The sequence below is a fragment of the Phocaeicola barnesiae DSM 18169 = JCM 13652 genome (assembly GCF_000374585.1).
GTDB lineage: Bacteria > Bacteroidota > Bacteroidia > Bacteroidales > Bacteroidaceae > Phocaeicola > Phocaeicola barnesiae.
In genome coordinates this window covers 1-3,430 of sequence record NZ_KB894676.1, presented here as the reverse complement: position 1 = coordinate 3,430, position 3,430 = coordinate 1, and the positions used below count along the sequence as shown (strand labels likewise).

Annotated in this window: 2 protein-coding genes; both read right to left on the bottom strand. The window is 44.8% G+C overall.

What is annotated here, in order from left to right; genetic code table 11:
• Positions 1–654: 654 nt before the first annotated feature.
• The gene (gene cas2 / locus C510_RS0115780) at positions 655–948 is read right to left on the bottom strand and encodes a CRISPR-associated endonuclease Cas2 (protein WP_025892898.1); all 294 of its coding nucleotides are present in this window, start codon (positions 946–948) and stop codon (positions 655–657) included.
• On the bottom strand, positions 948–3,215 hold the full coding sequence (cas1, locus tag C510_RS17270; RefSeq protein WP_018712234.1) for a CRISPR-associated endonuclease Cas1: 2,268 nt from the start codon (positions 3,213–3,215) through the stop codon (positions 948–950). Before cas1 ends, cas2 begins: the two co-directional genes overlap by 1 nt.
• Positions 3,216–3,430: the final 215 nt, after the last annotated feature.

Sequence of the window (3,430 nt, the reverse complement as noted above, 5' to 3'; positions counted from 1 at the left end):
GTCTTAATCCTTGTTCTAATGGATAATCAAAATACTTAAAAACTAAATTGAAATATCTTTCTTAGTTTTTTGTCTTAATCCTTGTTCTAATGGATAATCAAAATACATTTATAAAGTACAAATACATAGTAACGGAATGTCTGTCTTAATCCTTGTTCTAATGGATAATCAAAATACAACTTGGGAATCAATAAGTTAAAGAACTCATGATTTCTTTTGTTTGACAAATATAAGCAAATAAATCAAGAAGTTAGCTATTTGCGGTAAAAATTTTCGCAAATGTCCATTTTTTAGAAGCTCATTCTAAAGAAAATCAGGTCATTTGTCTCTGTTATAATCTGATATACAAGCAGTTGGATTCGATGGATTTTTCGCAAATGAAATGACTGTCTAAATAAAAATCCACATTTGCGAAAAAACGCTGTTTGAGGGATGTGTAACAAGTTGAAAATCAATGCTCATTTTTTAAGATTAATTCCATTTTTTCGCAAATGATTTCCGGATTCTCTCAAAAAAGGACATTTGCGAACTTTTTTAGAAGCAGCTGAAACGAAGGGAAATACTCAATATGCTGAAAATAAATACTTTAATGTTTTTCGAATTTTCGCAAATAAAAATCTTTACAAGCCTATTATTCTGAAGTTCCAAACCTTGTCAGACCACCCGGACTACCGGATAGGTCTTTCTTTTCTCAGGCTGATAGACAATCTGCGCATAGCAGTCCAGACAAATCGGATAATAGACTACGGTGTCTTCTTTAGTCGAAATACACTTCAGAATATCTTTCCGCAGGGTATCGTACTGTCGGTCGGTCAGCATACACTCGAATACACTGAAATTGACACGTATCCCCACACGTTCCAACAGTTTCACCACATGCGATCGCCGGCGGTCGTCACTCACGTCGTAGGCTACGACTATCATCCGTTTTTTACTTCTTGTCTTCATCACCATTTGGCTATATAGGGTTTATACTTCACATCCTTCTCAATGAAACGGGCTATTTCGGACATCTGCCTGCGGATGATGTCTTCCAGCGTAAGCTCCTCACCCCGGTAGTTCTCATACCGGTTCAGCCGGTCCAATACTCCTTGCGACACCTGTTTCCGAGTCTCGGCATCCAGCAGCCCTTTCTCTATACGTAGGGGAATTCCTTTCTGAATCAGAGTGATAATTACCCTGTCCACTACCTGTGCCCGGAATATCTCTACCATATCGTATACAAATGTCGGCTTCCCGACCTGCCTGCAATGGATGATGCTGTCGAACGGATTCAGTTTTGCGCCGAGAATTGCCTGCCACACCCGGTTATACAGAATGGCATACCCGTAATTGAGCATCATGTTCATCAGGTCTGTCGCCCCTTTGCGCACCCTTTTCTCAAAACCGATGTCATCGTCCGAGAGCAGGCTGCGAATGTAGTTCCAGTAGTAGACGGCACCCTGGGCTTCGTTTCCGGTCAGGTAGGTTATCAGCACTTCCTTGTCATGACACTTCGATTTCAGCGTAGCCTGAAAACTGCGGAAGAATTCGGTGAAGGCCTTGAACTTCTCGTCCAGTTGTGGATAGTGAAGCCTGTGGTATTTATGGAAATATTTCACCAGAGCCAGCTGGTTGCGCAGTTTCCCCAGGATGATGGAAGCGGCCAGGGTATTCCGTTTCTCCAGACCGCAAGCGGCCTGTCTGCTCCACAACGTGCTTTCCAGGTATTTGTTTGACAGGATGGAGCCGGTATGCCCGCCCGATGAGTTGAAGAAATCGATGGTAATCTTATGGGCCATACAATAGTCTATCAGGTTGGAAGACAAGGTAATCCCTTTTGCGGCTACGGTGATATGTGTCAAGGCTCCTACCGGTTGCTGGTAGACCACTTTTCCTTGCCGTTTCACCGTGATTCCTTTGGAAGTGAACCCGATGAAGCATCCCGGAGTATTCACCAGCAATTCCTTGTTCTCCCGTTCCCGCTTGTGATATTCCTTTTTCCGTTGCCGGATGATGTCCTTGTTCTGCCGGTTGGTCTGTTCGCCTTTCTCCAGGGTCTTCTGCTGCAGATACACTTCCGTCACATCGAAGATGACCCGGCTCTTATAAAGCTGATACTCGGTAGACTGAAAAGGGATTCCCTGAAGCAGGTTGGCCAGTACCGCCTTATTCTTGATTTCGGACGCATGTGTCCGAGTCCATGCTTTGATTTTCTCGAACAGGTAGTCGTCCAAGGTGCGGAGGTAATCCTGACTGACTATCCGGGCATAATAGCGGGTAATGCCTTCCAAAGATTGCAGGTCTTTCGTCCGGATACCTTTCGGAGTAAGTTCCAAAACGTCTATTTTCGCTTTCAGGTCGGTTTGCTTCTCCGGAGTGATGGACAGGTCCGCTTCGCGGATAAAGATACCTAGAAACTCGATTCCTTCTGCGGTACGTTTCACTACCGGCTTGTTCAGTTGTAGCTGCAGGTTGTCACGCAGATACGCCGTCACCTTGTCCAGTATGCGGTCTGCTTCTTCGAAATTCGAGCACAGGATGACGAAATCGTCGGCATAGCGTACATAGCCTACCCGTTGGTTCCGGATAAATTTGTCGAATCCGCTCAGATAAAGATTGGATAGCAGCGGAGACAGGATAGCTCCCTGAGGAACTCCAGCCAGCGTGTCCTGCCATTTCAGGTTCTGGCTGACGACTCCCATCTGGATGGCAAGCATAATCAGCCGGGCCACCTCCTCGTCGGGGATAATCCGCCGTACCAATGCAGCCAGGTAGTCATGGTTGATGGTATCGAAATAGTCGTCGATGTCCAGTTTCAGGAAAAAGTTGTATTTCTTTTTCTTGCACTCGCTCCAGGTACGTTGTACCGCCTTGTAATGTCCCTTGTTCGGCCGGTACCCGTAACTGTTGTCCACAAACTCGTTCTCGAAATAAGGTTCCACCAGCATCTTGATGGCCTGCTGCACAATCTTGTCCTTGACCGAGAGCAGTCCCAGCTTCCGTTTCTCGTTGTCCTTTTTCGGAATCTCTATCCGCAGGTAAGGTTCGGGAATCCACTTTCCCAGCTTGAGCGATTCGGATATTTCCCGGAGATAACTCTCCAGATTATCCTCGAAAGCGGCCACAGAAATCCCGTCTATCCCACCCGAAGCATTCTTGGCCTTGACGGCCTTCCAGGCTTCGAACAGGAAAGTCGGGGTACACAGGGTCTGGAACATGGTCGGATTCTGCATGGTTGTACAGGATTAAAGTTACACATTATCAGCTATCTGACATTTATTCCAAAGAATAACAAAATACATCAGATTTATACTGATACAATTCACTATCAGTTGTCTTAATCCTTGTTTTAATGGATAAGCAAAATACAAAGAGCTGTGAAAAATTTCCTGAAAGCATGTCAAAGTCTTAATCCTTATTCTAATGGATAATCAAAATACTTTTCAAT